The organism is Pseudomonas sp. DR 5-09, assembly GCF_001655595.1.
GTDB classification, from domain to species: domain Bacteria; phylum Pseudomonadota; class Gammaproteobacteria; order Pseudomonadales; family Pseudomonadaceae; genus Aquipseudomonas; species Aquipseudomonas pharyngis.
Genome location: NZ_CP011566.1, coordinates 4,306,902 through 4,330,950, shown reverse-complemented (window position 1 = coordinate 4,330,950; position 24,049 = coordinate 4,306,902). Strand labels below are relative to the sequence as shown.

Below are 24,049 nucleotides of genomic sequence, written 5' to 3'. Positions count from 1 at the left end.
AGCCCCTTTTTTCTGCCCCTACATGTGGAAGGTTACCGTGACTCAGAAGCCCGACCAGTGTCTTGGTGAATGGATCGACCGTGAAGCACTCGCAGAAGCGATGATTCCGCTTATCGGTCAGCTCTACCGCAACAACAACGTGGTGAGCTCGATCTATGGCCGCAGCCTGATCAACCAGTCTGTCATCGCGATTCTCAAAGCTCACCGCTTTGCTCGCCACCGTTCTGCCGACGACAGCGAACTCTCCGTCCACGAAACATTCCCACTGCTCAAGGCCATGAGCGAGCTCAAGCTCGGCGCGGCCTCGGTAGATCTGGGCAAGCTGGCGTACAAATTCCGTAACGAAGGCAACGGCCGCACCGCCGAGCAGTTCGTGCGTGAAGAAATGGCTGACGTGGTTGGCCAGCAAAACGCTTCGGCCCGCAAAGGCACCGACGTTGTGCTCTACGGCTTCGGTCGTATCGGCCGTCTGCTGGCGCGTATCCTGATCGAGAAAACCGGTGGCGGCGACGGCCTGCGTCTGCGTGCCATCGTGGTGCGCAAGGGCGCCGAAAACGACCTGACCAAACGCGCCAGCCTGCTGCGTCGCGATTCGGTACACGGTTCGTTCAACGGCACCATCACCATTGACGAAGAAAACAACACCATCACCGCCAACGGCAACCTGATCCAGGTTATCTACGCGAAGAACCCTACCGAAGTGGACTACACCCAGTACGGCATCAAAGATGCGCTGCTGGTGGACAACACCGGCGTATGGCGTGATGCCGATGGCCTGGGCCAGCACCTGGCGTGCCCGGGTATCGACCGCGTTGTTCTGACCGCGCCTGGCAAGGGCAAGCTGAAGAACATCGTTCACGGTATCAACCACAACGAAATCACGGCTGACGACAAGATCGTGTCCGCCGCTTCCTGCACCACCAACGCCATCGTGCCGGTGCTGAAAGCCGTGAATGACAAGTTCGGCATCATCAACGGTCACGTTGAAACCGTTCACTCGTACACCAACGACCAGAACCTGATCGACAACTTCCACAAGGGCGATCGCCGTGGCCGTAGCGCCGCGCTGAACATGGTGATCACCGAGACCGGTGCCGCCACCGCTGCAGCCAAGGCCCTGCCTGAGCTGGCCGGCAAGCTGACCGGTAACGCGATCCGCGTTCCGACGCCGAACGTGTCCATGGCCATTCTCAACCTGAACCTTGAGAAAGCCGCCTCCCGTGAAGAGATGAACGAGTACCTGCGCTACATGGCGCTGCACTCCGATCTGCACAAGCAAATCGACTTCGTCAACTCGCAGGAAGTGGTTTCGACCGACTTCGTAGGCTCGCGTCACGCCGGTGTGGTCGACGCTGAAGCGACCATCGTTCAGGACAACCGCGTTGTTCTGTACGTCTGGTACGACAACGAGTTCGGCTACAGCTGCCAGGTGGTTCGCGTGATGGAAGACATGGCCGGTGTAAACCCGCCAGCGTTCCCGCGCTAAGCCTTAGCTGCAATTGAAAACGCCCCGACTCTGGTCGGGGCGTTTTTGTTTGCGCGCGATTTGCCTTAGCGGGGGATGGCGGCTTGGGCCGTGCGCAGTTCGTGCCTGTTGCCACGGAACAGCACCAGCGTGGCGATCAGGCCCAATACGGCTGCGCCACTGAGCCAGATCCCCGGCGCCGCCTTGTTGTCCAGCACATGAATCAGATAAGTGCAGGCCGCCGGGGTAAAGCCACCAAAGGTGGCGGTCGCCAGGCTGTAGGCCAGCGAGAAGCCAGTCGTACGAACTTCTACCGGCATGATTTCGGTGAGTGCCACCACCATTGCCCCGTTGTACGAGCCGTACAGGAAGGACAGCCACAGCTCGACGATCAGCAAATGGCTGAAGCTCGGATTCGCCACTAGCCACGACAGCGCCGGGTAAGCGGTCAGGATCGCCAGAATCGTCGCCGCCAGCAGTAGGGGTTTACGCCCGACCTTGTCAGACACCGCGCCCATCACCGGCAACCAGAAGAAGTTCGACAGACCGATGCACACGGTCACCAGCAACGCATCGAAGTCCGACAGGTGCAGTTCCGCCTTGCCGAACGTCGGTGTGTAGGCCGTGATCAGGTAGAACGACACCGTGGTCATGACCACCAGCGCCATGCCAGCGATGACGATGCCGAAGTTCTGACCGATCGAACGGATGATTTCCTGCAGGGTGGGGCGATGTTTACGCGCCTGGAACTCCGGGGTTTCCTCCAGCGAGCGGCGGATGACGAAAATCACCGGGACGATCATGCAGCCGATCAGGAATGGCACGCGCCAGCCCCAGTCGCCCATCTGTTCCGGGCTCAGCCAATGGTTGAGACCGACACCGAGCAGGCCGGCGAATACCACCGCCGCTTGCTGGCTGGCGGACTGCCAACTGACGAAAAAGCCCTTGCGGCCCGGTGTGGCGATTTCCGCCAGGTACACCGACACACCGCCTAATTCGACGCCAGCCGAGAAGCCTTGCAGCAAACGGCCGAACAGCACGATCAGCGGCGCGGCAACCCCAAGGGTGGCGTAGCCCGGCACACAGGCAATCAGCACGGTGCCGGCCGCCATCATGGCCAGCGTGATGATCAGGCCTTGGCGCCGGCCGTGTCGGTCGATGTAGGCACCGAGAAAAATCGCCCCCAACGGACGCATCAGGAAGCCGGCGCCGAAAGTGGCCAAGGAAAGCATGAGGGACGCGAAGGCGCTGTCGGTAGGGAAGAAGGTCTTGGCAATGGCCGTGGCATAGAAGCCGTAGACCATAAAGTCGAACATCTCGAGAAAGTTGCCGCTGACAACGCGAAAAATCGCCTTGCCTTTGCCGGTCGTGGAAGACATGGGTAGGTACTCGCTCTAAATCTTGTAAGAAAGCGTTGCGCTCGTAGCCCATAATGGCCGGCGCGGTTTTGCGGGGAGATGAAGAATTGTTAACTGGACGCTGGGTGATTCTCGTGCTGCTGACCGGGTTTTTGTCCGGCTGCGGCAACGGTGATTCCCTGGAGACTTTCGGCGGCCCGACGATGGGCAGCACCTATTCGATCAAGTACGTGCGCCACGTCAATCTGCCTGCGCCGCAGGAGGTGCGTGTCGAAGTGGAAAAAATCCTCGCGGATGTCGACCGGCAGATGTCGACTTACCGCGCAGACTCCGACATCTCGCGCTTCAATGCATTGCCGGCTGATCGCTGTCAGGTCATGCCCGCGCCGGTCCTTGAATTGGTCCGCGTGGGCGAGCAGCTGTCGCAACAAAGCGAAGGCTCCTACGACCTCACCGTCGAACCGCTGATGAATCTGTGGGGGTTCGGCCCGCAGGGGCGTGAAGAAAAAGTCCCGGATACGGCGGCGCTGGCCGAAGTGCGGCAGCGCGTCGGTCATCAGCATCTGCGCATCGACGGTGACCGGTTGTGCAAGGACGCGGCGGTCGAGGTGGATTTCAACAGCATTGCCGCCGGTTACGCGGTCGACACCATTGCCGCGCGGCTCCAGGCTCTGGGCATACATGATTACCTTGCCGAAGCCACCGGCGAACTCAAGGCATCCGGCAAGAAGCCCGACGGTTCGCCATGGCGCATCGCACTGGAAGAACCGCGCGACGATCAGCAGGTTGCAGAGCGCGTCATCAAAGTCGATGGCTACGGTCTCTCCACGTCCGGCGATTACCGCAACTATTTTCAACAGGATGGCCGGCGCTATTCCCACACCTTCGATGCCCGGACCGGTGCGCCGGTCCTACATGACTTGGCGTCGGTCACGGTGATTCATCCTTCAGCGCTGATGGCCGATGGACTATCGACGCTGTTGCTGATTCTCGGCCCTGAAAGGGCCTGGGACTATGCCGAAAAACACGACATTGGTGCATTCTTTGTGATTCGTGCCGATACAGGTTTCGTCACACGCACCAGTCACGCGTTCGAACGGCTCAGTGGCGCAAAAGTTGACTGAGAACAGTACGAAAGCTGGCGTTGTAGTGCATGCAAAAGTAGCCTACGACGCGACCAAGGGTTAATGTGCGCGGCGTTGACGCTTCTATAGACTGTGTCCGGGTTTTCTACTGGCCCCCAATTGTTCCTTCGCGCCGTCGTTCGGCGTGATTTAGCCGCCGGTGCTGCTGGCATCGCGGCCTGTTCTGAGGAGTACGCATGGCTGTCTACAACTACGACGTGGTGGTGCTGGGTTCCGGCCCGGCGGGAGAAGGCGCGGCAATGAACGCCGCCAAAGCAGGGCGCAAGGTGGCGATGGTCGACAGCCGTCGCCAGGTCGGCGGCAACTGCACCCATCTGGGCACCATCCCGTCCAAGGCCCTGCGTCACTCGGTGCGGCAGATCATGCAGTTCAACACCAACCCGATGTTCCGTGCGATCGGCGAGCCGCGCTGGTTCTCCTTCCCGGACGTGTTGAAAAGCGCCGAGAAAGTCATTTCCAAACAAGTCGCTTCGCGTACCGGCTACTACGCCCGTAACCGCGTCGACGTGTTCTTCGGTACCGGCAGCTTCGCCGACGAGCAAACCATCGAAGTGGTCTGCGCCAACGGCGTGGTCGAGAAACTGGTGGCCAAGCACATCATCATCGCCACCGGTTCGCGTCCTTATCGCCCGGCGGACATCGATTTCCATCACCCGCGTATCTACGATAGCGACACCATCCTCAGCCTCGGTCACACCCCGCGCAAACTGATCGTTTACGGCGCCGGCGTGATCGGTTGCGAATACGCCTCGATCTTCAGCGGTCTGGGTGTGTTGGTCGAGCTGGTAGACAACCGCGGCCAGTTGCTGAGCTTCCTCGACTCGGAAATCTCCCAGGCGTTGAGCTATCACTTCAGCAACAACAACATCACTGTGCGTCACAACGAAGAATATGACCGCGTCGAAGGCGTGGACAACGGCGTGATTCTGCACCTGAAGTCCGGCAAGAAGATCAAGGCCGACGCCTTGCTCTGGTGCAACGGTCGTACCGGTAACACCGACCAGTTGGGTCTGGAAAACATCGGGGTCAAGGTCAACAGTCGTGGCCAGATCGAAGTCGACGAGAACTACCGCACCTGCGTGCAGAACATCTACGGCGCCGGTGACGTGATCGGCTGGCCGAGCCTGGCCAGTGCCGCCCACGACCAGGGTCGTTCGGCCGCTGGCAGCATCGTCGACAATGGCAGCTGGCGTTTCGTGAATGACGTGCCGACCGGCATCTACACCATTCCGGAGATCAGCTCGATCGGCAAGAACGAGCAGGAGCTGACCCAGGCCAAAGTGCCGTACGAAGTGGGCAAGGCGTTCTTCAAGAGCATGGCGCGGGCACAGATCGCCGGCGAGCCGCAAGGCATGCTGAAGATCCTGTTCCACCGTGAAACCCTCGAAGTGCTGGGCGTTCACTGCTTCGGTTATCAGGCGTCGGAGATCGTGCACATCGGTCAGGCGATCATGAACCAGCCGGGCGAGCTGAATACCCTGAAGTACTTCGTCAACACGACGTTCAACTACCCGACCATGGCCGAAGCCTATCGGGTAGCGGCGTACGACGGCCTCAACCGGCTTTTTTGACGGGCTCCGGCCGGTGGCCTGAGCCGGCCGGGGAGACCGATTTCAGCCATTCCCGAGGGTGGCAGTGGCCAAACCGGGAAAGTCTGTAATCAGGCTGTCAACGCCGAAGTCGGCGAGTCTGCGCATCAGCGCAGGCTCGTTGACGGTCCACACCGACACATGCAGCCCCTGACGCTGCGCCTTTTGCAGGCGTTCCGGCGTACACAGCGTCCAGTTCAACGCCAGAATCTCGCAACCGTAACTCTGTGCGACCTTCAACGGGTCGAGCCAGGCGTATTCGGCCACCAGGCCGCGCGATACGTCGGGCACCAGATCCAGTGCAGCCTTCAACACTTCCCGCGAACTCGAGGTGATTGTCACCTTGTCGAGCAGCCCGTGTCTGACTGCCATTTCACGGATCGCCAGCACGGTGGTCGCGGCGCGGGTGCGAGAAGCGCTTTTGACTTCCAGCTGCCAGTGCTCGAAATCACACTTTTCGAACAGTTCTTCCAGCGTTGGAATCGGGCATGGCTTGATCCAGCCCGGACCGCCCTTGCGCGCGTCGTAGGTCACCAGCTCGGCGGCGGTGTGCTCGACCACCTTGCCGCGCCGGTCGGTGGTGCGCTTGAGGGTCGGGTCGTGGATGACCATCAGCTCGCCGTCCTTGGACAGGTGCAGGTCCAGCTCGCAACGGCGAACGCCGTGCTTGAGACATTCCTGAAAACTGCTCAGGGTGTTTTCCGGTGCTTCGCCCTTGGCGCCGCGGTGGCCGTAGATAAGGGTCACGGTTCTTCCTTAATTTAGATGCCTGATTCGTTCTGTTCGCGGGCCAGACGTCGTTCCTGGGCCTGCTTCTGCAAGATATAGCGGGCGAGCAACTGGCGCTGGGCGTCAGTCAGGTGTTCGAACTCGGTGCCGACGTCGTAGCCGTCGTCCTTGCGGTCGCAATGGGTCACGCGGGCGCGCAGCAGCAGGCCAAGCGCCTGGGGCATCAGAACCAGTTTCACCGACAGGTGCGCACCGGTGGCGATCGGGGTAGGGTGCTGAAAGTCGATGCCGCCCTCGGAGATGATCACCGGTTGCGGCTCGCCGATATGGCCGAGCACGGTCAGGGCGACCACCTGGCTGAGCAGGTCGATGCGTTTGTTCTGGGATTTCAGGAACGCCGCGATGGCGCGGTCGCGTTCACTGATCTGGCGCAGCAGGTGCTGCGACTCGAATTCGCTCAGGTGCAGTTCGCTGAGCAGGTTGAACAGTGGAGAAGCATCCTGCAACACTTCCTGGCCTGCGGCTTCGGGAGCGGACAGGGGCCGAATTTCCAGTGCGATCGTGTCCTCGATACGGTAGTATTCGCGGCGATCTTCTTCATCTAATGTCGACATGGCGAACCCATGGTAGCGGCGGTGGTCTGAGTGTAAAGCTGGTTATCGACCCCCGCCACAAGGACGTTCCTTTTCCCTCCGAACAAGCCCCGACATGTTCAGACCTCTCTTCGTATTTATCGGCACGCGTTATACCCGTGCAAAGCGTCGCAATCATTTTGTGTCATTCATTTCCCTGACTTCGATGATCGGGCTCGCCCTTGGCGTGGTCGTGATGATCGTGGTGCTGTCGGTAATGAACGGCTTCGATCATGAGATGCGCACCCGCGTGCTGGGCATGGTGCCCCACGCGACCATCGAGTCCGGTGAAGCCATCAACGACTGGCCGAGCCTGGCCGCCAAGGTCAAGCAGAACCCGCAGGTGGCGGCCGTCGCGCCGTTCACCCAGATGCAGGGGTTGCTGACCAACAACGGCCAGGTCTCCAAGGTGTTGCTCAATGCCATCGACCCGGCGCTGGAGCGCAACGTCTCGATCATCGACAACTTCATGAAGCAGGGCAAACTCGACGATCTGACGCCGGGCAGCTTCGGCATCGTGATTGGCGACAAGGCCGCGACCAAGCTCGGCGTGGGCCTCGGTGACAAGATCACCTTCGTCGCGCCGGAGGTCAGTGTGACCCCGGCCGGGATGTTCCCGCGCATGAAGCGCTTCACCGTGGTCGGCATCTTTCATGTCGGCGCCGGTGAATTGGACGGCTATCTGGGCGTGACCAACCTGCAGGATCTGGCGAAGATGCATCGCTGGAAGCCTGATCAGGTGCAGGGCCTGCGCCTGAAGTTCGACGATCTGTTCCAGGCCCCGCGTGAGGCGTGGAACATCGCCCAACGCCTCGGCGAAGACCGTTACTACGCCCGCGACTGGACCCGTACCCACGGCAACCTGTATCAGGCGATCCGCATGGAAAAAGCCATGATCGGCCTGCTGTTGCTGCTGATCGTCGCGGTGGCCGCGTTCAACATCATTTCCACGCTGGTGATGGTGGTGAATGACAAGAAGGGCGATATCGCCATTCTGCGCACACTGGGCGCCACGCCGGGCACGATCATGCGCACGTTCATGGTGCAGGGCACGGTGATCGGCGTGGTCGGCACGGCCATCGGCGCCGTGGTCGGGATCTTCGCCGCGCTCAACGTCAGCGCCGCGATTTCGGCCCTCGAAGGCGTGATCGGACACAAATTCCTCAACGCCGATGTGTATTTCATCGATTACCTGCCGTCGCAGGTGCAGAGCCAGGACGTGGTCATGGTCTGCGCCGCTGCGTTGGTCCTGAGTTTCCTCGCCACCCTGTATCCAGCCTGGCGTGCCGCGCGCACCCAGCCGGCGGAGGCGCTACGTTATGAGTGAGTCGGGCATGAGTGAAAAAGCAATCTTGAGCTGCCGCAACCTGGGCAAGTCCTACGAGGAAGGCCCGGAGTCGGTGGAAGTGCTGGCCAACCTGCAACTGGAGTTGCATCCGGGTGAGCGGGTGGCGATCGTCGGCAAATCCGGTTCGGGCAAAAGTACTTTGCTCAACCTGCTGGGCGGTCTCGACACGCCAACCAAGGGCGGTGTCTGGCTCGACGGTGAAGAGCTGTCGGCGCTGAGCGAGAAGAAGCGTGGCCTGCTGCGTAACCGCGCCCTCGGGTTCGTGTACCAGTTCCACCACCTGCTGCCGGAATTCACCGCGCTGGAAAACGTCTGCATGCCGCTGCTGATCGGCAAGACCGCGATCCCGGAAGCACGTCAGCGTGCCACGGCGTTGCTGGAACGGGTCGGCCTGGGTCATCGCCTGGAGCACAAACCGGCAGAGCTGTCCGGTGGCGAACGCCAGCGCGTGGCCATCGCCCGGGCGCTGGTGAACAATCCAGGGCTGGTGATGCTCGATGAGCCGACCGGCAACCTCGACTCCCATACCGCCGAAGGCATTCAGGATCTGATGCTGGAACTCAGCACTTCGATGCGCACGGCGTTTCTGGTGGTGACTCACGACATGAACCTGGCTCGCCAGATGGACCGCGTCCTGCAACTGCAGGAAGGTTGCCTGACCCCCATCTGACGGCTTGAAACCCGATGCCTGAAAAGGCGTCGGGTCTTTTATTTTTATACGGTGCCCCAGCGAATGTTCAGACCGTTATCGATCTTTATCGGCACGCGCTATACCCGCGCCAAGCGCCGCAATCGCTTTGTTTCGTTCATTTCGATGACCTCGATGATCGGCCTCGCCCTCGGCGTGCTGGCGATGATCGTGGTGCTGTCGGTGATGAACGGCTTCCAGCGCGAAATGAGCTCGCGCATCCTCGGCATGGTGCCTCACGCGACCATCGTCGGCGTCAAGCCGATCGACGACTGGCAGCCAGTGGCCGCCGCCGCGATGAAGAACCCGGAAGTGACCGCCGCCGTGCCGTTCACCGAGATGGAAGGCATGCTGTCCTACAAGGGCATGATGCAGCCGATCCAGATCAGCGGCGTCGACCCGGCTCAGGAAGGCAAGGTGTCGATCGTTGCTCAGCACATTGTTCAGGGTCGTCTCGATGCCTTGAAACCGGGTGAGTTCGGCGTAGTGCTGGGCGAAATCACCGCTCGGCGTTTTCGCCTCAACGTCGGCGACAAGATCACCCTGATCGTGCCGGAAGTCAGCACCGCACCGGGCGGCATCACTCCGCGCATGCAGCGCTTGAACGTGGTCGGCGTGTTCAAGGTCGGTGCCGAACTCGACGGTTCCATGGGCCTGATCCACGTCTCCGACGCCGCGACCATGCAGCACTGGGAGCCGAATCAGGTGCAGAGCGTGCGTCTGGCGGTGAAGGATCTGTACGCTGCGCCGAAGGTTTCATCGGACATTGCCACCGGCCTCGGCACCGACTTCAAGGCTGACGACTGGACCCATACCCAGGGCAGTCTGTTCAGCGCGATGAAGATGGAAAAAACCATGATCGGCCTGTTGCTGCTGATGATCGTCGCGGTGGCGGCGTTCAACATCATTGCGACACTGATCATGGTGGTGAACGACAAGGGCGCGGACATCGCGATCCTGCGCACCATCGGCGCCACGCCACGGCAGATCATGGCGATCTTCATGGTGCAGGGCACGGTGATCGGCATCGTCGGCACCATCATTGGTGGCGTGCTGGGCGTGATTGCGGCGCTGAACGTCAGTGAAATGGTGGGCTGGGTCGAGCGGGTGACCGGGCAGCACATCTTCAGTTCGGACGTGTACTTCGTCAGCAACCTGCCATCGGAATTGCAGGGCGGCGACGTGCTGCTGATCTGCTCGGCGGGCTTCATCCTCAGCTTCCTGGCCACGGTTTACCCGGCATGGCGGGCGGCAAAGATCGAACCGGCGCACGCGTTGCGCTATTCGTAAGTTCCCCCCCCATTGAGGCCGGCATTGCCGGCCTCAATCCTTTTCGGCAACTCAATCACAAACCGAGTCCAGCCCTGAGCCGATTCGCAATGAATCTGCCCGCCATGGGCCCGGATGATCGACTGAGTAATCGCCAGCCCCAATCCCGCATGCTCGCTGCTGCCTTCCTGGCGCGCCGGGTCCGCACGGTAGAAACGGTCAAACAAACGCGGCAACAAGTCCGCAGAAATCCCTTCGCCACTGTTCTCCACGGTCACCCTCAAGGATTTAGCCTGCTCGGTGACCCGAATGCGCACCTCGCCGTTTGCAGGGGTAAAGCGCAACGCGTTATCCAGCAGATTCGATAGCGCCCGGCGCAACATCGGGCGATCCCCCTCGAGCTGCCCCGCACCGTCACGACTCAGGTTGACCTGAGCGTCTTCGGCCAGCGGCGCAAAAAACTCCAGCAACGCGTCGGCTTCTTCCGCCAGCTCCAGTGGTTCACGCTTGGGCACCAGCAAGCCGTGGTCAGCCTTGGCCAGATAAAGCATGTCGTTGACCAGTTGCGCCATCCATTGCAGCTCTTCAAGGTTGCTGTGCAATGCCTCGCGATAGTCTTCGAGGGGGCGAGGGCGGGTCAGGGTGACCTGGGTGTGGGTCAGCAGATTGGAAAGTGGTGTGCGTAGCTCATGGGCGATGTCGGCGGAGAACGCTGACAGCCGCTGAAAAGAGTCATCGAGGCGTCCGAGCATGGCGTTGAAGCTGTGGGCCAATTCCGCGAGCTCTGCAGGCATCCGCGCTTCCGGCAGTCGGGCATTCAGCGATTGCGCCGAAATCCCACGGGCCACGGCACTCATGCGGCGTAGCGGACGAAGACCGCTGCGGGCAGCCCAAGCACCGAGCAGCGCGGTGGCCAGCGCCGAGAGGCCGACGGTCAGCCAGATCAAATGCTGCATGCGTTGCAGGAAGTGCTGGTGGTGGGTGATGTCCAGCAGCAAGGTCAACTGCGGTGAATCGGGTTTTCCCGGTTCAAGCGCGGCGTTGAGCAGGCGATAGTCGGTGCCGTTGTCGTTGATGGTGGCCAGGCCGGGTTGCTGCGGCAGGTTCGCGGGGGTATGCAACGAGCGCCCAAACCAGCGCTGGCCCTCAGGGCCGCTGATGCGCAGCGAGACGTCGCCCTGTTGGCTCAACTCATCGGTGATGTGCGCGGCGTCGCTGCCACTCAGCAGTGTCTGACGCACGCTGAGCAGTTTTCCTTCGAGCAGTTGCTGGTCGAGCTCGACGAAGTGGCCCTCGCTGGCCCGATTGAAAACGACCCCGGCCACCAGCGAAACCACTGCGGTGCAGCCTGCAAACAACAGCGCCAGCCGACCGCTCAAGGACAGTCGGCGCATCAGTCGGCACGCTCTTCAAGGACGTAACCCATGCCGCGCACGGTGTGAATCAGCTTGTTGGGGAAGTCGTCGTCGATCTTCAGGCGCAGTCGACGAATCGCCACTTCGATCACATTGGTGTCGCTGTCGAAGTTCATGTCCCAGACCTGCGAGGCGATCAGCGATTTGGGAAGCACTTCGCCCTGGCGGCGCAGGAGCATTTCCAGCAGGGCAAACTCCTTGGCGGTGAGGTCGATGCGTTGGCCGCTGCGTTCGACCCGGCGGCGGATCAGGTCCAGGCTCAAATCGGCCAGACGCAGGCTGGTTTCCTGAGGTGTGGAACTGCCGCGGCGCAACAGGCTGCGCACCCGGGCCAGTAATTCGGAGAAGGCGAACGGTTTGACCAGATAATCGTCGGCGCCCAGTTCGAGACCATGCACACGGTCTTCAACGGTGTCCTTTGCGGTCAAAAACAGGATCGGCGTTTCCAGACCGGCGCTGCGCACTGCTTGCAGGATTTGCCAGCCGTTGCGTCCGGGCAGCATCACGTCGAGGATCAGCAGCGCATAGTCGCCACTCAACGCCAATTGCTGGCCGGTGGTGCCGTCGGCCACCAGTTCGGTGTTGAAGCCGGCCTCGGTCAGGCCCTGGCGCAGGTACTGGCCGGTTTTGGGTTGGTCTTCGACGATCAGCAGTTTCATGGGCAACTCGGGTAGCGGGAACGAGGACGTTATACCGTGGGCGAACGCGGCGGGCGCCAACCTGACAAAGTTGTAATCTGCCTGTCAGGTCGCTGCCAGCGCAGGCGGGCTAGAGTTTCCCACAGGCTGAACCTTGAATTGTTGGAGTACGACTATGTTTTTGCGCAACCGTCTGGCCCTTGCCGCGTGTTTGCTGGCGCTGAGTTCGCCGCTGTGGGCGTCGCCGGCGCACACCTATGACTTCGGCCAGCCGGCCCCGGCGGCCAAGGCCACCCGCAGCATTGAAGTGGTGATGGGCGACATGAGCTTCGATCCGAAGGCGATCGAGATCAAGGCCGGTGAGACCGTTCGTTTTGTGCTGGTGAATAAAGGCCAGTTGCTGCACGAATTCAACCTCGGCGACGCGGCGATGCATGCAAAACATCAGCAGGAAATGTTACAGATGCAGCAAAGCGGCATGCTCACGCCGACCGGCATGAAGGAAATGTCCCACGACATGGCGGGCATGGATCACGGCTCGATGGGGCATGGCATGAAGCACGACGACCCCAACAGCGTGCTGGTGGAGCCGGGCAAGACCGCCGAACTGACCTGGACCTTCAGCAAAGCGGTGAACCTGGAATTTGCCTGCAACATTCCCGGGCATTACCAGGCCGGAATGGTCGGCAAACTGACTGTCAGTCAGTAAGCACTCAAAGGCGGGAGCAAAGGCTGGTAGAATCCGCTGATTCTTCAGTCAGGTTTCCGCCATGCATCCCGCAGCCGAACATTCGCCGCTGGGCAAATCCAGCGAATACATCGCCACGTACACGCCGTCCCTGCTGTTCCCGATTCCGCGCACCGCGAAATGGGCCGAGCTGGGCCTGACCGCCGAAACCCTGCCGTATAAAGGCGTGGATTTCTGGAACTGCTTCGAGCTGTCGTGGCTGCTGCCGTCGGGCAAACCGGTGGTGGCGATCGGTGAGTTCAGCATTCCGGCGGATTCGCCGAACATCATCGAATCCAAGTCGTTCAAGCTGTACCTGAACTCGCTGAACCAGACGCCATTCGCCGATATCGCGAGCCTGGAAGCGACGCTGGTCAAGGATCTGTCCGCTGCTGCCGGTAAACCGGTGGGCGTGCGGGTTCGCAGCCTGAAAGACGTCGAAGCTGAAGGCGTCGTGGCGTTACCGGGTGTGTGCATCGACGATCTGGACATCAGCGTCACCAACTACGAACATCCGCGTCCTGAACTGCTGCGCTGCGACGATTCGCGCGTGGTGGAGGAGAGCGTGCACAGCCATCTGCTCAAATCCAACTGCCCGGTGACCAGCCAGCCCGACTGGGGCAGCGTGGTGGTGGAATACCGTGGCGCGGCGCTGGATCACGCCAGCCTGCTGGAATACATCGTCAGCTTCCGTCAGCACTCGGACTTCCACGAGCAGTGCGTGGAGCGGATCTTCCTTGATCTGCAGCGCCTGCTGAAACCGGAAAAACTCACGGTGTTTGCGCGTTATGTACGCCGGGGTGGGCTGGACATCAACCCGTACCGCAGCACTGAAAGCGTGCAACTGCCGAACCACCGTCTGGTTCGTCAGTAACCCGCCTCGCGGACATGAAAAAGCCCTGCCAGTGATGGCAGGGCTTTTTTGCATTCGCGGGGTCTCAGATGCCCATGCTGACCAGGGAATTCATGATGTTGCGCAGTGTGCCGGCGATGGTGGGGTGATCAACTTCAAAGCGCTCAACGGCCAGGTTCACGCCATCGGCAATGTTGGAGTCCTTGGTTTTGGTTTCCAGTTCAAGTTCCAGTTCGATCTGTTCCATCAGGGCATGTAGATCAGCGCGCTCGGCTTCGGTCAGCGGAGGATTTTGATCCAGTTGCTCGCGCAGGGCATTGAGCTGTTTCTGCAGTTCTTGAGCGGGCATGGTTGTTTCCTTTTATCGAGAGGCACTGGCATAGACCGCAGCCGCGCGCCAAAGGTCTATGGCTCTCCTTAAGACTAATCCACTCTTGTCCAACCTGCATGATCCCGGTCAGGGCTTTTCGCCTTTGAGGCGACGCAGGCTGATGTCCGCCAGACAGGTGTCGAGCTCGCCCAGATGATCGATCACCGAGTGCACGCCCAGGCCGAACAGTTGCACGGTCGCCTTGCCGCGCAGTTGTTCGCGTTCCTTCTGGCTCAGGGCCTGCCATTCGCTCGGCGCCAGGCCGCACAGTGAACCGCAGGACGCCAGGCCGATGGTCCACAACCCGGCATTGAGGCCCGATTGCAGCAAGCGCGGTTCGCCGCTGACCAGTACGCAACCGTCGAGGCGATCGACATTCAAGCCCATCAACGCTTGCCAGCAGGCGTTGGGCGCCGGCCAAGGATTGATTGTTGCCGAATATTGCGATGGTTTGATCCAGTCTGGCAGCGCCGATGCCAGTACCTGAGTGCTCGCGGTGGACAACTCATCCAGCCAGGCGCAGGGAATTTGCTGGCGCTGCAGGCTGCGCAGGCTGTCGAGGGCGCCGGGTGTCACGTCGGCGTGTTCCGGGCCGATGCTGGTCTGATGGCGGGCGCGGGCGCCGAAGTCCACCAGACAGCCGCTGAGTCCGAACAGCACGGCGGTCAGCGTCGGTGCCGCGAGGGGCAAGGCTTCGGCTTGAGGCATGGAAAAACGTCCCTGAAATAGCGATCAGGCTAAGCGTCAGCGGTGACAGTTACGTGACAGGTGAATGACGAAGCGTCCTACAGCGGGTTTCACCGGGGAACTGCCTAAAGCGCCGTTTCCGTCTTATACTGACGCACTAATCGCCGCGGCCCAGGTGCTGCGTCCGTACTATCCAAGGAGTTTTCTATGCGCTGGAGCCATCCTCTTGCTCAGCTTTGTGTATGTGCCAGCGTAATGCTGGTGCCGTTCGCCGCTCAGGCCGCAACGGAAGAAGATCCTTGGGAAAGCGTCAATCGTCCGATTTTCCAGTTCAACGATTTCGTTGATACCTATGCGCTGAAGCCGCTGGCGCAGGGTTACGAATTTGTTACTCCGCAATTCCTGGAAGACGGCATCCACAACATGTTCCGCAACGTCGGTGATGTCACCAACCTGGCGAACAATATTCTTCAGGCCAAACCGGCCGCCGCTGGCGTCGACACCGCTCGCCTGATCTTCAACACCACCTTCGGCCTGCTCGGTTTCTTCGACGTCGGCACCAAAATGGGCCTGAACCGCAGCGACGAAGACTTCGGCCAGACTCTCGGCTACTGGGGCGTCGGCAGCGGTCCTTACGTGATGCTGCCGCTGATGGGCCCGAGCACGCTGCGTGACGCGCCGTCCAAGTACGTCGACAGCTTCACCGGCCCGTATCGCTACATCAACGACGTGCCAGTGCGTAACTCGATTTTCGGCCTGAACATCGTCGACACCCGCGCCAGCCTGTTGTCCAGCGAGAAGCTGATCAGCGGCGACAAGTACACCTTCATCCGCAACGCCTACCTGCAGAACCGCGAGTTCAAGGTCAAGGACGGGCAGGTTGAAGACGATTTCTGATCTCGATTGATCGGTATGAAAGGGCGACCGCGAGGTCGCCTTTTTTGTGGGCGCGTCCAATGATTGGGTTACGGTTGAAGCCGTTCTTATAACTGCGAGTGATTTGACAAACAAAGTCTCCAAGCGACCATCGGCGCATGCTTGAAACGCTCGAAGGATGGGAGTACCGTCTGCGCCTTAGAAGGGCACCTCTGGTGCAACCGTGTGCGGCGCGAATGCTCCGAAGCGGTGCAGCAGAGAGGCTAGAAAGCGAATCCAGTAGTCTGCGCCGGGCCATTGCCCCGCCTGCTACGCCAACCTAATTCTGGCGCCGTTTGCCCACATGCCAAAAACCAGTGCCACGCTGCTGATAATCGATGATGACGAAGTAGTGCGCGCGAGCCTCGCGGCCTATTTGGAAGACAGTGGTTTCAGCGTCTTGCAGGCCAGTAACGGCCAGCAGGGTCTTCAGGTATTCGAGCAAGACACGCCCGACTTGGTCATCTGCGATCTGCGCATGCCGCAGATGGGCGGTCTCGAACTCATCCGTCAGGTCACTGAGCGGTCGCCGCAGACACCGGTGATCGTGGTCTCGGGTGCCGGCGTGATGAACGATGCGGTCGAGGCCCTGCGCCTGGGCGCGGCGGATTATCTGATCAAGCCTCTCGAAGATCTGGCTGTGCTCGAGCACTCCGTGCGCCGGGCCCTGGATCGTGCACGTCTGCTGCTGGAAAACCAGCGCTACCGCGAGAAACTGGAAAAGGCCAACCGCGAACTCGAAGCCAGCCTGAACCTGCTCCAGGAAGACCAGAACGCCGGTCGCCAGGTGCAGATGAACATGCTGCCGGAAAGTCCGTGGGCCATCGACGAATTCAGGTTCGCGCACCAGATCATCCCGTCGCTGTACCTGTCGGGTGATTTTGTCGACTACTTCCGGGTCGACGAGCGCCGGGTGGCGTTCTATCTGGCGGATGTGTCCGGTCATGGCGCCTCTTCGGCGTTCGTCACCGTGCTGTTGAAGTTCATGACCACGCGCTTGCTGTTCGAATCCAAGCGCAACGGCACGCTGCCGGAATTCAAGCCTTCGGAAGTCCTCGGTCATATCAACCGGGGGCTGATCAGTTGTAAGCTGGGTAAACACGTCACAATGGTCGGTGGAGTCATCGACGAGGAGACCGGTTTGTTGACCTATAGCATCGGCGGCCATCTGCCGTTGCCTGTGTTGTACACGCCTGACAGTGTTCGCTACCTCGAGGGGCGCGGTCTGCCGGTGGGGCTTTTCAACGAAGCTACCTACGAAGACCACGTGCTCGAGCTGCCACCGACGTTCAGCCTGACGCTGATGTCTGATGGCATTCTGGATCTTTTGCCAGAGCCCACACTCAAAGAGAAAGAAGCCGCTTTACCGCAAAAGGTGAAGTCGGCGGGCGGCAGCCTGGATGGTCTGCGGCAGGTTTTTGGATTGGCCACGCTAGGGGAGATGCCGGATGATATCGCCCTGTTGGTGTTGAGCAGGAATCTTTGATGAGTACCGGTAGAATCCAGTTCGCCGAGCAGGACGGCACCTTCGTCCTGAAGTTCGTCGGTGAAGTTCGCCTGACCCTGTGTTCGGCGTTGGATGCGACTATTGAAAAAATCTTCACCGCGCTGAATTTCAACGCGATCGTGATCGATTTGACCGAAACCCGCAGCATCGACAGCACCACGTTGGGCCTGCTGGCCAAGCTGTCGATCCTGTCGCGGCAGAAGGTCGGCCTGCTGCCGACCGTGGTCACCACCCACGAGGACATCACCCGTCTGTTGCAGTCGATGGGTTTCGAGCAGGTGTTCAATATCGTCAACCATCCCGTGCCGTGCCCGGAATGCCTTGATGACCTGCCGGATCAGGATCAGTCGGAAGAGGTGGTGCGGATCAAGGTGCTCGAAGCGCACAAGATCCTCATGGGCCTGAACGACTCCAACCGCGAAGCCTTCCATGACCTGGTGAATGCCCTCGAACGGCACTGATCAGCCAGACCGCAAGGCACAAAAAAGGGCGAACCTGTGAGGGTTCGCCCTTTTTGCGTTTGCGCTCGGCTGATTACAGCTTGGCTTGCAGCAGCGCCTCGAGTTTTTCCTGGTCGCGGGCAAACTGACGGATGCCTTCGGCCAGTTTCTCGGTGGCCATCGCGTCTTCGTTGGACAACCAGCGGAATTGCGCTTCGTTGAGGCTCAGGCGCGCTTCGCCAGCATGGCCCGGAGCGAGTTTGCGTTCCAGCTTGCCGGTGTCGGCCGCCAGTTTCTCGATCAGATCCGGGCTGATGGTCAGGCGGTCGCAGCCGGCCAGTTGCTCGATCTGACTCAGATTGCGGAAGCTCGCGCCCATGACCACTGTCTTGTAGTCATTGGCCTTGTAGTAGTTGTAGATGCGCGTCACGGACTGCACGCCCGGATCGTCGGCACCGGTGTAGTCGTTGCCGTTGGCCTTCTTGTACCAGTCGTAGATGCGGCCCACGAACGGCGAGATCAGAAAGACGCCGGCATCGGCGCAGGCAGCGGCCTGAGCGAAGGAGAACAGCAGGGTCAGGTTGGTCTGGATGCCTTCCTTTTCCAGGATCTCGGCGGCGCGGATGCCTTCCCAGGTCGAGGCGATCTTGATCAGTACGCGGTCACGGCCAACGCCGGCCTTGTCGTACAGCTCGATCAGGCGGTGGGCCCGTTTGAGCACTGCGTCCTTGTCGAACGACAGGCGTGCATCCACTTCAGTGGAAATACGGCCCGGGATCACTTTGAGGATTTCCTGACCGACCGCCACGCCGAAACGGTCGCTGGCCAGGCCGACATCGCCCTTGCAGTCGCCGACGCTGGCGTTCAGCAGTTCGGCGTAAGCCGGGATGGCCGCTGCCTTGAGCAGCAGGGAAGGGTTGGTGGTGGCGTCGACCGGTTTGACCCGGGCAATCGCTTCGAAGTCGCCGGTGTCGGCCACGACGGTGGTGAACTGTTTGAGTTGTTCCAGCTTGGAAGTCATGAGCGTGCTCTGTCCTATGGGTCTGGTGACATTACCCGAGCACCGACAGCCACTCAAGGGCATGTCGGCGTATCGAGCGCCCCGGCGGCAACAACCTGAAAACGGCTGTTTGAAAGGCGGGGCGCGTTATCGATCAATACGATGCCAAAAAGAACCACAGGTTCAAAGCAACTGACCCGCTGTACCGCTTAATCGGCGTTCAAATGAGTCGAGACCGCCGTCTGTGCCGGTTTCGGCTGGCCGTCGGAGGTCAGCAGACCGAAATTCTTCTCCCGGTCGTTGCTGCCCGACTCGCTGTTCTTCCATTCGTAAATCGACGTCAGCGGAATGTTGAGTTTTTTAACATCGGCGATGAACGCAGCGATTTTACTGGCTTGCCCTTCCGGTCCGCCGTTGGAGGCGAGCGCCGAGACGCCCCATTCACTGATAACGCCCGGCAGACGGAAGTTTTGCTGGATGAAGGTCTGCGCGTTACTGATCTGCGTCGCGGTCATGCCGTAGGGGTGATAGGAAATGGCGTCCAGGCACTCAGGATAAGTGCCGAGGATGCTGTTGAGGGCCACGGTCGAGGCGGAGCCGGCCGTCGGCGGACGGGCAAAACCGAAGCCCACCAAAGGCGTCGATTGCGGTTTGCCCTGCAGCGTCTTGCACATGGCCGTCATGAAAGGCACGAAGGTGTTTTTGAAGTCTCCGGTGGGCCAGTAGGTGTCGAGGTCCGGCTCATTCCAGATTTCGATCCCCACCAGTTGCGCGCTCCAGGCTTGCTCAAGCCCGCTCACCGCGTTGGCAAAGGCTTCACCGGCGGTCGTCAGATCACCGGTCAACGGTTTGGTGGCGCGAACGGTCATCAAGACCGGCAACCCGGCGGACCGCGCCGTCGCAAACGCATCGCTGATCTGTTTCTGATAGGTCTTGCCGCCGAGGCTGTCGCTCCAGACGCCGAAGCGCACAAAGCTGAATCCGGCCGCTTTGATCTGCTCGGCGTCCGCCGGGGTGAAGTTCTGGATCTTGACCTGAACGCCAATGGTTCGGGTGGGCAATGACGGGAACAGCGTACTGGCCTGAACCTGCGCGGTGGCACTGAGCGTCAACAGGGCGGCGGCACCCAGATGTTTGAGATGTGCTGATTTCATGTCGGCTCTCCTGATGAGAATGACATCTAGCGAAGGGTTATCTCGTTACACAGGTTTCGAGGGCAATAAGGATGCTAAGTGCACGAATGTTATTTTTTGTCGGAAAACTTTCGCCTGAAAATCACAGTTATTTTTAGTCCGGTAATTCTGGTTGGGGGACTTTTAGAGGCCGTGGTACTTAATGCATCGGTATTAAGGGTGAATCTATTTCCGAGTGAAGGAAGGTCTTGCGGGTTCATTCGAATTTGCAAGGCATGTTGGCCGATTGACATTACACGGGAAAGTAAACCTTGTTCAAAAAGATTCTTGTCGTTTGCGTAGGCAATATCTGCCGAAGTCCGACAGCGGAACTTCTGTTGCGCAATGCACTGACACCCTCGGCGATCAGCGTGACCTCCGCAGGCCTGTCTGCACGGGTCGGCGAAGGCATGGAGTCGACCGCGCGCCGGGTGCTGGAAGACCGCGGACACAGTGCCGAAGGGTTCAAGGCGCGGCAACTGACAGCGGACATCGTCAATGAATCAGACCTGATTCTGGTGATGGAAAAACAACATGTTAATCAAGTACTGAAGATTGCCTCTCACGCCAGGGGCAAAGTGTTTCTGCTGGGCAAGTGGCAGAGCGAACGAGAAATACAGGACCCGTATCGTCAGGGGCAAGCCGCTTTTATTCATGCCCATGCATTGATTGAAGATGCTGTTAGCTCATGGGCACAACGCCTGGCGCGTTGATGAATATTCTTCAGTTCAGTGAATGGTAAGAAAGACTTATGCAGTTACCGTCAGTAATCGGCACCCGCGACAACGATCAAGACAGTATTGATCTTCTCGGCATCTTCGGCAGCCTGATCGATCAGAAATGGTTGATCGGGGCGTTCACCGGCGCGTTCATGATGACCGGTGTGGCCTATGCGATTTTGGCCACGCCGGTGTACCTGGCCAACGCGCTGGTGCAGGTCGAACCGAAAAAGAACGACATGCTCGGTTTTTCCGACCTCAACAGCATGCTCGGCGGGCAATCGCCGTCGGTGACCGAAATCGGCATCATCAAATCCCGCGCGGTGATCGGCAAAACGGTCGACGATCTGCGCCTGGACATCGACGTCACCCCCAACACCTTCCCGCTGATCGGCGGCTTTCTTTCCCGGCGCTATCGCGGTGAGACAGAACTCAGCGTCGCGCCGCCGCGTTTCGGCCTGAGCAGCTACGCCTGGGGCGGTGAACGCCTGGAGTTTGCCAAGCTCAATCTGCCCAAGGAACTGCTGGGCAAGAAACTCACCCTGATTGCCGGCGAACAACATCGCTTTCAGCTGTTGGACGACAACGACAACCTGCTGGTCGACGGCGTGGCGGGCGAAGCCTTCGCCCAGGACGGTGTAGAAGGGCAGGTCGCGCAACTGTTGGCCAATCCCGGAACCCGTTTCGAAGTGGTGCGCAACCCACGAATCGTGACCATCCAGGGTTATCAGGACGCGCTGGACATCTCCGAGCAAGGCAAGGAGTCCGGCATCATCCGTCTGGCCCTGGCCAGCAGCGACGCCGCCGAAGCGGTGAAGATCCTCAACAAGATCGCCGCGCTGTACGTCGATCAGAACGTGCGCCGCACCTCCGCCGAAGCGGCGCAAAGCCTGGCCTTCCTGCAAAGCCAGTTGCCGCAGGTCAAGCGTGACCTGGCCAAGGCCAGCGATGCGCTCAACGCCTACCAGACCCACGGCAAGACCGTGAACATCTCCATGGAAACCCAATCGGTGCTCGGCCAGTCCGTGGCGCTCGAAACGCGGATTTCCGAGCTGAAGCTGCAACAGGCGGAGATGGACCGCAAATTCACCAAACAGCACCCGGCCTACCGCGCGCTGATGACCCAGATCGGTGAACTGACCCAGCAACAGCGCTCGCTGGAAGGCAAGGTTCAGGACCTGCCAGCCACGCAGCAGGAACTGCTCAACCTGACCCGCGATGTCGAAGTCGCCTCGCAGATCTACACCCAGTTGCTGAACAAATCCCAGGAGCTGGACATCGTTCGCGCGGGCGCTGTGGGTAACGTGCGTCTGGTGGATACGGCGGATGTCGACCTGACCAGCCCGGTCAAACCGAAAAAAGCCCTGATCGTGTTGATCGCCACCTTCCTCGGCGCCTTCGTCGGCGTGGCGCTGGTGCTGTTGCGCAAATCCCTGAGCAAGGGCCTGGAAGGGCCGGAAGGCATCGAGCAGCTCGGCTTGCCGGTCTACGCGTCGATTCCCTACAGCGCTCTGCAACAGGAAGAGGACAGCAAAAAAGTCCGGGCCAAAGTCGCGGCGGACACGCCGGCGTATCTGCTGGCCCTGCGCAACCCGACGGACCTGTCTATCGAATCGATCCGCAGCCTGCGTACCTGCCTGCACTTCGCCGCACTGGATTCGACCAACAACCGCATCATGATTTCCGGCCCGAGCCCGCAGGTCGGCAAGACCTTCGTCTCTTCCAACCTCGCGGCGGTCATGGCGCAGAGCGGGCAGCGCGTGGTGCTGATCGACGCCGACATGCGCAAGGGGCATCTGCACAAAACGCTGAACACGCCGATCACCAACGGCTTGTCCGATCTGCTGGTCAAGCGCTGCACCCTCGAACAGGCGATCAACAAGGTCGAAGTCGACAACCTGCACTTCATCAGCCGTGGCCAGGTCCCGCCCAACCCTTCCGAGCTGTTGATGCACGCCAATTTCCGCGACCTGCTGGCGCAACTCAGCGAGCGCTATGACGTGGTGATCATCGACACGCCACCGCTGCTGGCCGTGACCGATGCGGCGATTGTCGGTCGCGAAGCCGGCATCAGCCTGATCGTCGCGCGGTTCGGGGTAAACCCGGCCAAGGAAATCGAAATGACGATCCGGCGTTTCGCCCAGAACGGTATCGAGTTGAAAGGCGCGGTGTTCAACGGCGTCGAGAAGCGCGCGGCCAGCTATTACGGCAACGGCAGCTATTACAACTACGAATACGCGTCCGACCAGTCCTGAAATTCAGCGACGGTTCTTACAGGCATGAAAGTGGGTGAGTTGTGAAAAAAATACTGCACGTGGCGGAAACGATCAAAGGTGGGGTGGCGACGGTCATCCGCACAATTTCGGCGGCTCCCGAAGACGGGCGCTATGAGCTGGTGTATCTGGTCCCGCTCGACCAGAAGAAAGAACTGCACGGCATCGATCCACAGCAGATCCGCACCTTTGCCCGAAGCGGGCGGAATGTGCCGTCGCTGCTGCGTTTTGCCTGGCAACTGGCGCGGGTCCTGCTCAAGGAAAAACCCGACGTGGTGCATTTGCACAGCACCTTTTCCGGGGTGATCGGCCGTTGCGTGTGCGTGCTCCTGCGGCCGTGGCGCAAGCCGAAAATCGTCTACTGCCCCCATGCGTTCTCGTTCCTGATGGAAAGCTCGCCGATCAAGCAGAAAGTCTATGCGGGGATCGAACGGGTGCTGCAGAAGGTCACGGACACGATCATCTGCGTCAGCCAGTTCGAGCTGGACAAGGCCGCGAAGTTTGGCATCGAGCGCAAGCGCATGACGCTGATCTACAACGGCATCGATCACAAGCATGAAGAACGCAAGGCCAACGATCCGGCACCGATTCATCTGCTGTTCGTCGGTCGCCTCGACTACCAGAAAGGCTTCGACGTATTGCTCAAGGCTTACAGCGAAGCAAAGCGCAGCGACCTGAAACTGACGGTAGTGGGCAGTGCGGTGAACGAGGACGTGGTCGAATGTCCGCCGCTGGACGGGGTGGAATACCTGCCCTGGGTGACGCCAACCGAAGTACACGCGCTGTATCAGAAAGCCGATGCCCTGATCGTGCCGAGCCGCTGGGAAGGCTTTGCCATGGTGCCGCTGGAAGGCATGGCGCTGGGCCTGCCGGTGATTGCCAGCGACTGCACGTCGTTGCCCGAACTGGTCACCCATGGTGTGTCCGGTTACGTGTTCCCTGCCGGTGATCACCAGGCGCTGGCCGATCGCCTGAAGAAAATCCAGAAGCCTGCGTTGTCGGCCCTCGGCATCGAAGGTCGGCGCATCGTCCGCGAGCGTTTCAGCGCCGCGTTGATGATCCGCCAGACCTACGACGTGTATTCCGCTCCCTCTTATTAAGTAGAACTCC

The 24,049-nt window shown here is 60.3% G+C and carries 23 protein-coding genes; 14 read left to right on the top strand and 9 right to left on the bottom strand.

Annotated elements, in window-relative coordinates; all coding sequences use genetic code 11:
• The first annotated feature begins 22 nt into the window (after positions 1-22).
• Entirely contained in the window at positions 23-1,486 is a 1,464-nt protein-coding gene (locus PDR5_RS19380) for a glyceraldehyde-3-phosphate dehydrogenase (protein ID WP_039772791.1), read from the top strand.
• A gap of 65 nt (positions 1,487-1,551) precedes the next feature.
• Here the strand turns inward: PDR5_RS19380 and PDR5_RS19375 are convergent, their stop codons facing one another.
• Positions 1,552-2,844, bottom strand: coding sequence for an MFS transporter (locus tag PDR5_RS19375; RefSeq protein WP_039772790.1), 1,293 nt, complete (start codon positions 2,842-2,844; stop codon positions 1,552-1,554).
• Positions 2,845-2,897: 53 nt separating this feature from the next.
• On the opposite strand from PDR5_RS19375, the gene PDR5_RS19370 reads away from it, so the two are divergent.
• Positions 2,898-3,947 (top strand): FAD:protein FMN transferase, encoded by a 1,050-nt coding sequence (locus PDR5_RS19370; RefSeq protein WP_172829497.1) that lies wholly within the window; start codon positions 2,898-2,900, stop codon positions 3,945-3,947.
• A 197-nt stretch (positions 3,948-4,144) separates the two neighbouring features.
• The gene (gene sthA, locus PDR5_RS19365) at positions 4,145-5,539 is read left to right on the top strand and encodes a Si-specific NAD(P)(+) transhydrogenase (RefSeq protein WP_007953019.1); all 1,395 of its coding nucleotides are present in this window, start codon (positions 4,145-4,147) and stop codon (positions 5,537-5,539) included.
• A 42-nt stretch (positions 5,540-5,581) separates the two neighbouring features.
• On the opposite strand, the gene PDR5_RS19360 is transcribed toward sthA, so the two are convergent.
• Both PDR5_RS19360 and PDR5_RS19355 read right to left on the bottom strand, forming a co-directional pair.
• On the bottom strand, positions 5,582-6,304 hold the full coding sequence (locus PDR5_RS19360) for a glycerophosphodiester phosphodiesterase (RefSeq protein WP_064381085.1): 723 nt from the start codon (positions 6,302-6,304) through the stop codon (positions 5,582-5,584).
• Between the two features lie 14 nt (positions 6,305-6,318).
• Complete coding sequence (locus PDR5_RS19355; RefSeq protein ID WP_064598106.1) at positions 6,319-6,900, bottom strand: PilZ domain-containing protein; 582 nt, start codon at positions 6,898-6,900, stop codon at positions 6,319-6,321.
• A 94-nt stretch (positions 6,901-6,994) separates the two neighbouring features.
• Between PDR5_RS19355 and PDR5_RS19350 the strand changes: the two genes are divergently transcribed.
• From PDR5_RS19350 to PDR5_RS19340, 3 genes are all read left to right on the top strand, one after another.
• The gene (locus PDR5_RS19350; RefSeq protein ID WP_039772786.1) at positions 6,995-8,245 is read left to right on the top strand and encodes a lipoprotein-releasing ABC transporter permease subunit; all 1,251 of its coding nucleotides are present in this window, start codon (positions 6,995-6,997) and stop codon (positions 8,243-8,245) included.
• A 7-nt stretch (positions 8,246-8,252) separates the two neighbouring features.
• On the top strand, positions 8,253-8,936 hold the full coding sequence (lolD, locus tag PDR5_RS19345) for a lipoprotein-releasing ABC transporter ATP-binding protein LolD (protein WP_162831788.1): 684 nt from the start codon (positions 8,253-8,255) through the stop codon (positions 8,934-8,936).
• Between the two features lie 63 nt (positions 8,937-8,999).
• A complete protein-coding gene (locus PDR5_RS19340) occupies positions 9,000-10,244 on the top strand; it encodes a lipoprotein-releasing ABC transporter permease subunit (protein WP_064598104.1) in 1,245 nt (414 codons plus the stop codon).
• On the opposite strand, the gene PDR5_RS19335 is transcribed toward PDR5_RS19340, so the two are convergent.
• Both PDR5_RS19335 and PDR5_RS19330 read right to left on the bottom strand, forming a co-directional pair.
• Positions 10,235-11,617: a heavy metal sensor histidine kinase gene (locus PDR5_RS19335; protein ID WP_064598102.1), complete on the bottom strand. Its 1,383-nt coding sequence runs from the start codon at positions 11,615-11,617 to the stop codon at positions 10,235-10,237. The two genes, PDR5_RS19340 and PDR5_RS19335, sit on opposite strands and share 10 nt — an antisense overlap.
• Positions 11,617-12,297 carry a heavy metal response regulator transcription factor gene (locus PDR5_RS19330; RefSeq protein ID WP_011335179.1) on the bottom strand — a complete coding sequence of 227 codons (681 nt, stop codon included), beginning with the start codon at positions 12,295-12,297 and terminating at the stop codon, positions 11,617-11,619. Before PDR5_RS19330 ends, PDR5_RS19335 begins: the two co-directional genes overlap by 1 nt.
• Before the next feature lie 154 nt (positions 12,298-12,451).
• On the opposite strand from PDR5_RS19330, the gene copI reads away from it, so the two are divergent.
• Positions 12,452-12,985: a copper-resistant cuproprotein CopI gene (gene copI, locus PDR5_RS19325; RefSeq protein ID WP_007951609.1), complete on the top strand. Its 534-nt coding sequence runs from the start codon at positions 12,452-12,454 to the stop codon at positions 12,983-12,985.
• Between the two features lie 61 nt (positions 12,986-13,046).
• A complete protein-coding gene (gene queF, locus PDR5_RS19320) occupies positions 13,047-13,877 on the top strand; it encodes an NADPH-dependent 7-cyano-7-deazaguanine reductase QueF (protein ID WP_064598100.1) in 831 nt (276 codons plus the stop codon).
• A gap of 64 nt (positions 13,878-13,941) precedes the next feature.
• Here the strand turns inward: queF and PDR5_RS19315 are convergent, their stop codons facing one another.
• Both PDR5_RS19315 and PDR5_RS19310 read right to left on the bottom strand, forming a co-directional pair.
• On the bottom strand, positions 13,942-14,205 hold the full coding sequence (locus PDR5_RS19315) for a DUF4404 family protein (protein WP_039772780.1): 264 nt from the start codon (positions 14,203-14,205) through the stop codon (positions 13,942-13,944).
• Between the two features lie 108 nt (positions 14,206-14,313).
• Positions 14,314-14,934: a hypothetical protein gene (locus PDR5_RS19310; protein WP_064598098.1), complete on the bottom strand. Its 621-nt coding sequence runs from the start codon at positions 14,932-14,934 to the stop codon at positions 14,314-14,316.
• A 186-nt stretch (positions 14,935-15,120) separates the two neighbouring features.
• Here PDR5_RS19310 and PDR5_RS19305 point away from each other — a divergent pair, with 186 nt between their 5' ends.
• The 3 genes from PDR5_RS19305 (at position 15,121) to rssC (ending at position 17,796) form a co-directional block, all read left to right on the top strand.
• Complete coding sequence (locus PDR5_RS19305; RefSeq protein WP_011335174.1) at positions 15,121-15,810, top strand: MlaA family lipoprotein; 690 nt, start codon at positions 15,121-15,123, stop codon at positions 15,808-15,810.
• 322 nt (positions 15,811-16,132) lie between these two features.
• On the top strand, positions 16,133-17,314 hold the full coding sequence (gene rssB / locus PDR5_RS19300) for a two-component system response regulator RssB (RefSeq protein WP_041475374.1): 1,182 nt from the start codon (positions 16,133-16,135) through the stop codon (positions 17,312-17,314).
• Positions 17,314-17,796, top strand: coding sequence for an anti-sigma factor antagonist RssC (rssC, locus tag PDR5_RS19295; RefSeq protein WP_003226553.1), 483 nt, complete (start codon positions 17,314-17,316; stop codon positions 17,794-17,796). Before rssB ends, rssC begins: the two co-directional genes overlap by 1 nt.
• Positions 17,797-17,869: 73 nt before the next feature.
• On the opposite strand, the gene tal is transcribed toward rssC, so the two are convergent.
• A complete protein-coding gene (gene tal, locus PDR5_RS19290; protein ID WP_039772777.1) occupies positions 17,870-18,796 on the bottom strand; it encodes a transaldolase in 927 nt (308 codons plus the stop codon).
• 188 nt (positions 18,797-18,984) lie between these two features.
• On the bottom strand, positions 18,985-19,929 hold the full coding sequence (locus tag PDR5_RS19285; RefSeq protein ID WP_064598096.1) for a hypothetical protein: 945 nt from the start codon (positions 19,927-19,929) through the stop codon (positions 18,985-18,987).
• A 290-nt stretch (positions 19,930-20,219) separates the two neighbouring features.
• Between PDR5_RS19285 and PDR5_RS19280 the strand changes: the two genes are divergently transcribed.
• Genes PDR5_RS19280 through PDR5_RS19270 form a run of 3 tightly spaced genes read left to right on the top strand, consistent with a single transcriptional unit; the run spans position 20,220 to position 24,039 of the window.
• Positions 20,220-20,660 (top strand): low molecular weight protein-tyrosine-phosphatase, encoded by a 441-nt coding sequence (locus tag PDR5_RS19280; protein WP_064598094.1) that lies wholly within the window; start codon positions 20,220-20,222, stop codon positions 20,658-20,660.
• A gap of 38 nt (positions 20,661-20,698) precedes the next feature.
• Entirely contained in the window at positions 20,699-22,921 is a 2,223-nt protein-coding gene (locus PDR5_RS19275; protein ID WP_064598092.1) for a polysaccharide biosynthesis tyrosine autokinase, read from the top strand.
• Between the two features lie 41 nt (positions 22,922-22,962).
• Entirely contained in the window at positions 22,963-24,039 is a 1,077-nt protein-coding gene (locus PDR5_RS19270) for a glycosyltransferase (protein ID WP_064598090.1), read from the top strand.
• Positions 24,040-24,049: the final 10 nt, after the last annotated feature.

Bases quoted from the DNA above. Each gene is read 5' to 3' on its own strand.
- PDR5_RS19330 (WP_011335179.1), bottom strand. From the start codon at position 12,297: ATGAAACTGCTGATCGTCGAAGACCAACCCAAAACCGGCCAGTACCTG.
- PDR5_RS19275 (WP_064598092.1), top strand. From the start codon at position 20,699: ATGCAGTTACCGTCAGTAATCGGCACCCGCGACAACGATCAAGACAGT.
- PDR5_RS19305 (WP_011335174.1), top strand. From the start codon at position 15,121: ATGCGCTGGAGCCATCCTCTTGCTCAGCTTTGTGTATGTGCCAGCGTA.
- PDR5_RS19340 (WP_064598104.1), top strand. From the start codon at position 9,000: ATGTTCAGACCGTTATCGATCTTTATCGGCACGCGCTATACCCGCGCC.
- PDR5_RS19380 (WP_039772791.1), top strand. From the start codon at position 23: ATGTGGAAGGTTACCGTGACTCAGAAGCCCGACCAGTGTCTTGGTGAA.
- PDR5_RS19335 (WP_064598102.1), bottom strand. From the start codon at position 11,617: ATGCGCCGACTGTCCTTGAGCGGTCGGCTGGCGCTGTTGTTTGCAGGC.
- copI (WP_007951609.1), top strand. From the start codon at position 12,452: ATGTTTTTGCGCAACCGTCTGGCCCTTGCCGCGTGTTTGCTGGCGCTG.
- tal (WP_039772777.1), bottom strand. From the start codon at position 18,796: ATGACTTCCAAGCTGGAACAACTCAAACAGTTCACCACCGTCGTGGCC.
- queF (WP_064598100.1), top strand. From the start codon at position 13,047: ATGCATCCCGCAGCCGAACATTCGCCGCTGGGCAAATCCAGCGAATAC.
- PDR5_RS19355 (WP_064598106.1), bottom strand. From the start codon at position 6,900: ATGTCGACATTAGATGAAGAAGATCGCCGCGAATACTACCGTATCGAG.
- rssB (WP_041475374.1), top strand. From the start codon at position 16,133: ATGCCAAAAACCAGTGCCACGCTGCTGATAATCGATGATGACGAAGTA.
- PDR5_RS19370 (WP_172829497.1), top strand. From the start codon at position 2,898: ATGGCCGGCGCGGTTTTGCGGGGAGATGAAGAATTGTTAACTGGACGC.
- PDR5_RS19375 (WP_039772790.1), bottom strand. From the start codon at position 2,844: ATGTCTTCCACGACCGGCAAAGGCAAGGCGATTTTTCGCGTTGTCAGC.
- PDR5_RS19350 (WP_039772786.1), top strand. From the start codon at position 6,995: ATGTTCAGACCTCTCTTCGTATTTATCGGCACGCGTTATACCCGTGCA.
- rssC (WP_003226553.1), top strand. From the start codon at position 17,314: ATGAGTACCGGTAGAATCCAGTTCGCCGAGCAGGACGGCACCTTCGTC.
- sthA (WP_007953019.1), top strand. From the start codon at position 4,145: ATGGCTGTCTACAACTACGACGTGGTGGTGCTGGGTTCCGGCCCGGCG.
- PDR5_RS19285 (WP_064598096.1), bottom strand. From the start codon at position 19,929: ATGAAATCAGCACATCTCAAACATCTGGGTGCCGCCGCCCTGTTGACG.
- PDR5_RS19315 (WP_039772780.1), bottom strand. From the start codon at position 14,205: ATGCCCGCTCAAGAACTGCAGAAACAGCTCAATGCCCTGCGCGAGCAA.
- PDR5_RS19310 (WP_064598098.1), bottom strand. From the start codon at position 14,934: ATGCCTCAAGCCGAAGCCTTGCCCCTCGCGGCACCGACGCTGACCGCC.
- lolD (WP_162831788.1), top strand. From the start codon at position 8,253: ATGAGTGAAAAAGCAATCTTGAGCTGCCGCAACCTGGGCAAGTCCTAC.